Origin of the sequence: Myxococcus sp. CA033 (genome assembly GCF_013336625.1) — a bacterium.
Classification (GTDB): domain Bacteria; phylum Myxococcota; class Myxococcia; order Myxococcales; family Myxococcaceae; genus Myxococcus; species Myxococcus llanfairpwllgwyngyllgogerychwyrndrobwllllantysiliogogogochensis.
This window is the reverse complement of the sequence record NZ_JABUMU010000043.1, coordinates 25599-32598: the sequence shown is the minus strand read 5'-3', so window position 1 is coordinate 32598 and position 7000 is coordinate 25599. Positions and strand designations below refer to the sequence as shown.

The window sequence follows — 7000 nt, the reverse complement described above, 5'->3', positions numbered from 1 at the left end:
CTCGGCATTCCTTCTGCCTGCGCTTGACGGCCCCTACCTGGAACCTAGGAACATCAATGACTGGCAGAGACTGCGCTTTCAGCTTGAGCAGCGGCGCGTCCCTCGCATCCTGGGCCGGCGCTTCCGGGCCAACCCGGATGGCTACCTCCGAGGCATCGAAGAGGGGCTCAGGCCATATTTGCCGGCGTAGAAAAAATGGTGAGCGCCCCCGCGCGAAGACAGCAGGTGGAGTATGCCCGGGCCCGGGGGCTGTCCACCCGGCGAGCATGCAGGCTGTTGCGGGTGGCGCGCTCGGCCCTGGGGGACGTGTCGCAGAAGGGACAGCGGGAGAGGCCTGTCGTGGAGCGGATGCGCGAGCTCGCCCTGCAGTACCCGAGGTACGGCTACCGTCGCATCCGCATCTTCTTGGGACGGGACGGTCACCGCATGTGTCCAGCCAGGGCGTATCGGCTCTGGCGCAAGGAGGGCCTGCAGGTGCCGCGCAAACGGCCCAGGCGGCGAGTGGCGGCCAGTCGCCCGCGTCCGTTGCCTGCGACGGGGCCCAACCAGGTGTGGGCCTACGACTTCGTCTTCGACGGCCGCGCCAACGGACAGCAGCTCAAATGCCTCACGGTGGTGGACGAGTGGACGCGCGAGTGCCTCGCCATCGACGTCGCGGGCGCCATCCGCTCTGGACGGGTAGTCGAGGTGCTGTCGAAGCTGGTGAGTCAAAGAGGGGCACTCAGGCACATGCGCAGTGACAACGGGCCGGAGTTCGTCGCCTCGGCCATCCTGCGGTGGGCCGCGGAGGCTCGCATCGAGCTGGCGCACATCGCGCCGGGCAAGCCCTGGCAGAACGGCACCGACGAGAGTTTCAACGGACGCTTTCGCGACGAGTGCCTCAGCATGGAATGGTTTCGTTCCAGGGTAGAGGCGAAGGTTGTCATCGAGGCGTGGCGGCAGCACTACAACCTGGTCCGGCCACACTCGAGCCTCGGCTACCTCACACCTCTGGAATTTCGACGGCAGTGCGAAGCAATGGTACCCAACCCATCCCGGCCGGCACCTCTCTCGTAATCAGTGGTCCGAAGGATCCAGGCAGGTCAGCACGCGCTGCCCAGTGCTGTGACGGGGCTGACGCGCGCGTGATGCAGCGACCGAATTCTGGAGAGCCACAGGTCCAAGCGATTGAGGCTTCTTGCTAGCTACACCGGGTGTGTGGTGACTTCCCGCGCAACAGCGGGATGGGCCGCCCGGACGGAGGCCGCCGTGAGGAAGGCCTGAATGAGCGGATGGGGCTGGCCGGTGCTCGCGGTGAGTTCGGGCTGGAACAGGGTGGCCATGAAGAAGGGGTGCTCCATGAGTTCCAGGACGCGCACTTCGCCCGCTTCGTCCTCTCCGGTGATGCGCAGCGCGGTGCCGTCGAGCATGTGCCGGTAGCGTGCGTTCAGCCCGTAGTTGCAGTGGTAGGATTCGGTGGACCGGGTGCGACCGAAGGCCCGAGCCACATGTGAGCCCTGGGTCAGGGTCACTTGCCCTTGGACGCCGACAAGGGAGCAGGAGAGTGCGGCGACCAGGGGCATCACGGCGTCCGGATTGGACTCGGCATGGTCCGCGTCGTTGAGTCCGAGGACGTGGCGTGCGAATTCGATGAGCGTGTGTTGGAAGCCGCCGCAGGTACCGAGGAACGGGATGCCTTGTTCACGCGCCACGCGAATCGCCCCGAGCGCGCCGTCCATGCTCTCATATGGGCTGCCAGGCACGCACCAGATGCCGGCGAACGAGGGAAGCGTCTGCGCGAGTGTGCCGTCGAGTTCGCGTGTGCTCAGCCACGTTGGCTCGGTCACCACACCGAGCACTTTGCTCGCGAGGTCGAGGGCCACGGGAATGGCGCCATGCGCACGCACTGCAGGACTGCGGTCTCCCACGAGACCGATGCGGACGACGGGGGATTTCAAGGTGTCTCCTGACGGTTTGACCGCTCCAGATTCGCGACATCAGCGCGAGCGGGATACGCCAGGGACCTGACGGATAGCAGCTCGGCCTGCGCGCGACAAGGAACCAGTGCCTGAGCGGCAAGCCGAGGGCTCGTTGGAGGACCGCTCCGGTACGCGCGAGTGCCGTCCATGGCTTCCTCAGCGCGATGCTGGCGCGCGGCGCGAAGCTGCCACGCTCCAACGTTGAAGAGCAGATGCCGATGCTCGCCGGCTGGGTGCAGAGCCATCTGCGTGCGGAGACGGAGAGCCGCTACTGGCTGGACGGCCAGGCGCGCGCGGCCCGAACTCGTGCGGGCGTGAGCCGTCCTGCTACATCTGCGGCAATGGTGGTGGTACTTCCGAGGGAGGCTGAGCCGTCACCGTTGAGCGAGCCTGCCCGCGGCGACCTGTCGAGCGCCCTCGAAGCGTGTTCGCGGGCGGGACGCTCCGGGGCGCGGGCCGTGTGTGCAAAACGGATGGGATGCCGTACTGCCAGCGCGACACCCGGCGCGGAGAGTGGCCTTCGCGCCGGGGGCCGAGCGTCAGTCCAGCCCGTGGAACAGGGGCAGGTTGGCGGGGGCGGGATAGATGGCCACGCCGTGGGTGACGCCGAGGTCGGCGCTGGAGATGAGAGTCTGGGGCGTCGGCGCACCGGTGGCGGCGAGCTGGCCCGGGCTCAAGCGGCCGATGTCGCCGGAATCGTAGCCCAGCCAGAGCCCGCCCTCCTCGTCGAAGGCGAGTTCCCTAGGGCCCCCGACGTCGAGCCACACTGCGGGCGTGGCGGTCCGTGGGCCCGCGTCGCCCTGCTCCCTGGGGGTGAGCCGGGCGACGATGCCACTCGCGGCATAGGCGACCCACAGGTTGCCTTCCTCGTCGAAGGCGAGCCCCGAGGGGCCGGAGAAGCTGACGCCATCCGGAGTGGGCTTGGCGTCGATGCTCGTCTCGGGAGTCACCGTGCCCGACGTGACCAGGCGCACGCTACCCACCCGGTGCACGCGGGAGCCGGTGCTGGCGCTGTCCGCCACCCACAGGTTGTCCTCGGCGTCGAACGCCAGGGCGCTCGGCTCGCCGAGCCCCGAGAGCTCCACTTCGGGCGTGGGCGAGCCGCTGGCGGTGAGCTGGGCGGCGCCGAAGCGCAGCACCTTGTCGCTGAAGCCGACGGAGACCCAGAGGTTCCCCATCCTGTCGAAGGCGAGGGCAATGGGGCCCGGGACGCCTCCGCGCAGGGCGCTGCCCGTCAGGGTGACGTCGGGCGCGCGGACACCCGAGGCGCCGAGGTTCCGGGCGGGATAGCGCCGGATTTCCCCCGAGCCGAGCGCCACCCAGAGGTTGCCTCGTCGGTCGAACGCGAGCCCTGAGGCGCGGGGGATGGCCGGGGTGGAGTCGAGCAACACCGTGGCCGAGGGGCTCCCGGAGGCGCCGAGGCTCTCTGCGGAGAAGGCCTCGATTTCGGCGGCGCCATTGCTCGTGGACAGCCACAGCTTCTGGCTGCTGGGGACGAGCGCATAGTCGACCGTGGCGGTGGCCGTCTGCCCGTCGCGGACGCAGACCTGGGAGGTCGGTGCGTCATAGGCCGTGCGAATCAGCGGCCCGTTCCCGCCGGTGGGCTCGGGAAGGAGGTTCCACGTGCCCGCGGAGAGCCCCTCCAGCCTGCGCGAGGCATCGATGATCCGCAGCCCGTTCCCGTTGCGCAGGGTGACGATGGAGGCGGTGGAGGAGGGGAGCCCGCGGATGGTGACCTCCAGCGTGCCCTGGCCCGTGGTGGGACAGTCGTTCGGTTCTTCGGAATCCCCGGAGTCACCACACCCCAGGAAGAGCGGCGCGCCGAGCGCGAGGACGATGAGGCCAGTTCGCATGGGAGCATCTCCTTATCATGGCTGACTGGGTTCAACGCGAGAGGCTGGGTTCCTTCGCACCCGCGCGGAAAAAAGTGGCCGGCTCGAGGTTCCATCTGCCTGCCCGGTCATCCAGGCCAGGCTCACAGCTCATCCCAGAAGAGAGGGTCCTCGGGGGGCGTCGTGAGCACCAACGACTCGTAGCGACCGTTCCTCACGAACACGCGACTCCACAGCTCCGTCAGACAATGCGGGCACGCATCGACGCCATAGGCCCAGAAGCTGCCGCTTCGAAGCTCGTATCGAGGTGCATGGACGGGGTGCTTCTTGTTCGTCTCGCGGCCGAAGACGTCTTCCCCCCGCTCGAAGACCTGGTCGTCCAACAAACCGACATGGGACCGGAAGATGACCCTGACCTCGACATGGCAGCTCGGACACGTACCCTCCCAAGCAAAGCCGTTGGTCTCACTCACGGCGCCTCCGGCACGGGCAGGTCGTGAAGCCCATTCACCCTCGCCGTCCTTCCGGGGAGCCCCTTCGTCCGAGTGCCAGCCGGATGGCCTGTTCCTCGGCGGCGCCGGAGACAGCCCGGTCTTCTTCCAGAGGAAGGCTCGACCCTCGTCCGCCACTCCGTTGGAAGGGCCCGGCCAGTCGGATGATGCCGTCGTGGATGTCCCGCTGGAGGTCGGCTTCGCTCAGCACGGACATGGAGGGCTCTCCGAGTGCGGGGCGTCAGGGCGGGTGCTTCTGGATGAGATTGTCACAGGCGTCCTGGAACGGTGCTCTGTATGGAGTGCGGCTGGAGGTGGAGGGACTCGCTCATCGTATCAGCCCGCACCAGGGGCTGTTTTCTTCGCGACAGATGAGCAGTGTTTGTGGGTCGAGGTGTTTCATGGAAATGCGGCCTTTGGTTTGCTCGACCCTGCTCCCGTCTACTCCGATGCGTGGAGCATGCGGTGTGCGCACTCCCGGAGGTTGTGGCCACCGAAAATTCGAATCCAGTGCCACGCGTGCGTCAGCGAACGCTTCATTTCATGCACGGTACTTCGAATGGGTCCCCAAGAGTGCAGGGCTCCCAATGCATGCGGAGGGCAGAAGGGGTGGAGGTGGGTGAGCGTGCACGGCTGTCTATGTGGCAGCAGGCGGTGCGTGATAGGGCGTGGCAGAATTCTGGCCTGCCAGCTACAGTCGGCAAGAATGGCAAGACGCGGGTCTTCGTGAAGACGCTGGTCGAGACGATGCGCTCGGCCCTGCGGAGCCGTTCGGAGCTGGCGCTGGAGAACCTGGCTCTTCGCCAGCAACTCGCAGTCTTCCGTGAGAAGCGCCCGTCCCCGAGGCTTGCCCGGGGCGACCGCATCTTCTGGGTCGTTCTCCAACGCCTCTGGCAGGGTTGGCGGAGGCCACTGTGCCTGGTTCAGCCGGCGACAGTGGTGAAGTGGCATCGGATGGGCTTTCGGCTCTTTTGGCGCTGGAAGTCCCGGAGTCGGGTGGGGCGGCCTCGGGCAACTCCGGAGCTGCGCGCGTTGATTCGGCGCATGGCTGAATCCAACCCGACATGGGGTGCCCCGCGCATTCATGGGGAGTTGTTGAAGCTGGGGATGGAAGTAGGCCAGACAACGGTCGCTCGGTACATGCCCAGACCGGGAAGGGGAGCGCCGAAACCGTCACCAACATGGCGGAACTTCTTGCGCTTGCATCTGGCGGAGTCCGCGGGGATGGATTTCTTTGTCATTCCGACTGCGACGTTTGGAATGCTGTTGGGATTTGTGGTTGTGAGTCACCGAGACAGGCGAATCCTCCACCTCAATGTGACAGCGCACCCGACGGAAGAATGGACGAAGCAGCAGATGCGAGAGGCCTTTCCCTGGACCAGTGCTCCGAGGTACTTGCACCGAGATAGGGACAAGCTCTACTCGGAGGGTGTTCGCGCCACGCTTACCCATTTGGGGATTCGCGAGGTGCCGAGTGCAGCATGGTGTCCGTGGCAGAATCCCTATGCGGAGAGAGTCATCGGCTCGATACGTAGGGGGCTGCTGGACCATGTCGTCGTCCTGAACGAAGCCCACGCTCGGCGCCTGCTGCGCGAGTACCAGTGCTACTACAATGCGAGCCGGACGCACCTGTCGCTCGGGAAAGATGCGCCCGAGACGCGTAAGGTGCAGGGCCCGGAGCATGGAGCCAAGGTGATAGAGCTACGGGAGGTCTTCGGGCTCCACCACAGGTACGAGCGCCGCGCTGCGTAGAGTCGCGATCTTTCCAACAACACCCTCGTAGACCCGCGCGTGCTGCACCAGCCTACCTGCGTTCGCAGGAGGGTTGGGGAGTGTCCACACGCAGGCAGAGAGGAGTTGAGGCGTCTGCGCCGGGCATAATTCCGACCCCTATCAAACGGAAGGGAGGCCCCAGCGGCTCGTCATGCGCATCGCTCGCGTCATGACGCACGTTTTGACGCAGCCTTGACGCACTCATGACGCAGCGACTGAATTTTGGGTAGGCACAGGGTGCTGCGGCAGAAGATGGAGGAGTCCCAGGAGCGCGTCTGGCTGCCCTTCCTCCGTGCCCGCCGGTACATGCAGTCCCGCCAGTCGCTGCTGGAATATTCGCTCACGCAGTTCTTCAAGGCGGCAGAGCGGCACTTGAAATGAGTGAGCAGCGGGCCGGCCGACTGAACGGAAGCCGTCAGCCAGCAGCCAAGTATTGAAGAAGCGACAGTGCGAGGGGGAGGCCTGTCGCACAGGGAGTGCAGAGAGGCACTCCCTGGTCCGACGGCAGGTGCACTTCCAGCGGATGAGGGGCGTGCGTGTCGTGGCGGACTCGAGGCATGACCGTCTCTAGGTCCATTGCATTGACATGTGGGGCACTCATTGTGGGTGGCTACTGTTGGTGCTGGACATAAACGTTGATGGTGTCTGCTCGGCTGCTTGTTTTGGAATGTGATTGAGGGTTCGATTTGGCCGGCAGGGGTTGTTTCTTCAGTGGCATTAATAGGCTTCGCTGCTCAAATCGCCAGATTTCATTCTGGCATCGGGAGGACACGTCATGGCCTGGACCTATCAACTCTTCGCTGACACCAGTTCTGCTGCCAATGTCATTGGCAGGGTGGTGACTCAGTTGAATGGGCTTAACTCTAACGTGTCGGCAACGGCAAAAGTCGGCCACTCCGATGTGAATGGAGGAAAAGCGCATGGGGCTGTTATTTACAACAGCAGC

General features: G+C 65.5%; 6 protein-coding genes and 2 pseudogenes. 4 read left to right on the top strand and 4 right to left on the bottom strand.

Features of this window, described 5'->3' with window-relative positions:
- Together HUA78_RS47945 and HUA78_RS45260 are read left to right on the top strand one after the other, a co-directional pair.
- A pseudogene (locus HUA78_RS47945) lies at nucleotides 1-190 on the top strand (ISNCY family transposase); the annotation flags it as partial.
- Nucleotides 190-1056 (top strand): annotated as a pseudogene (locus tag HUA78_RS45260) (IS3 family transposase); the annotation flags it as partial. The pseudogenes HUA78_RS47945 and HUA78_RS45260, both read left to right, overlap by 1 nt.
- Before the next feature lie 128 nt (nucleotides 1057-1184).
- Here the strand turns inward: HUA78_RS45260 and HUA78_RS45255 are convergent.
- From HUA78_RS45255 to HUA78_RS45240, 4 genes are all read right to left on the bottom strand, one after another.
- The gene (locus HUA78_RS45255; protein WP_141643388.1) at nucleotides 1185-1937 is read right to left on the bottom strand and encodes a CTP synthase; all 753 of its coding nucleotides are present in this window, start codon (nucleotides 1935-1937) and stop codon (nucleotides 1185-1187) included.
- A gap of 560 nt (nucleotides 1938-2497) precedes the next feature.
- Nucleotides 2498-3811, bottom strand: coding sequence for a hypothetical protein (locus HUA78_RS45250; RefSeq protein ID WP_174479079.1), 1314 nt, complete (start codon nucleotides 3809-3811; stop codon nucleotides 2498-2500).
- Between the two features lie 122 nt (nucleotides 3812-3933).
- On the bottom strand, nucleotides 3934-4263 hold the full coding sequence (locus HUA78_RS45245) for a hypothetical protein (RefSeq protein ID WP_141643386.1): 330 nt from the start codon (nucleotides 4261-4263) through the stop codon (nucleotides 3934-3936).
- 34 nt (nucleotides 4264-4297) lie between these two features.
- A complete protein-coding gene (locus tag HUA78_RS45240) occupies nucleotides 4298-4498 on the bottom strand; it encodes a hypothetical protein (RefSeq protein WP_174464047.1) in 201 nt (66 codons plus the stop codon).
- A 326-nt stretch (nucleotides 4499-4824) separates the two neighbouring features.
- Between HUA78_RS45240 and HUA78_RS47940 the strand changes: the two genes are divergently transcribed.
- Nucleotides 4825-6033, top strand: a complete 1209-nt coding sequence (locus HUA78_RS47940) for an integrase core domain-containing protein (protein ID WP_371745822.1) — start codon at nucleotides 4825-4827, stop codon at nucleotides 6031-6033.
- Between the two features lie 258 nt (nucleotides 6034-6291).
- Nucleotides 6292-6435, top strand: a complete 144-nt coding sequence (locus tag HUA78_RS45230; RefSeq protein ID WP_174479063.1) for a hypothetical protein — start codon at nucleotides 6292-6294, stop codon at nucleotides 6433-6435.
- Nucleotides 6436-7000 lie beyond the last annotated feature (565 nt).

Coding starts and splice junctions, on each gene's coding strand:
- HUA78_RS45250 (WP_174479079.1), bottom strand. CDS start 3,811: ATGCGAACTGGCCTCATCGTCCTCGCGCTCGGCGCGCCGCTCTTCCTG.
- HUA78_RS45240 (WP_174464047.1), bottom strand. CDS start 4,498: ATGTCCGTGCTGAGCGAAGCCGACCTCCAGCGGGACATCCACGACGGC.
- HUA78_RS47940 (WP_371745822.1), top strand. CDS start 4,825: ATGCACGGTACTTCGAATGGGTCCCCAAGAGTGCAGGGCTCCCAATGC.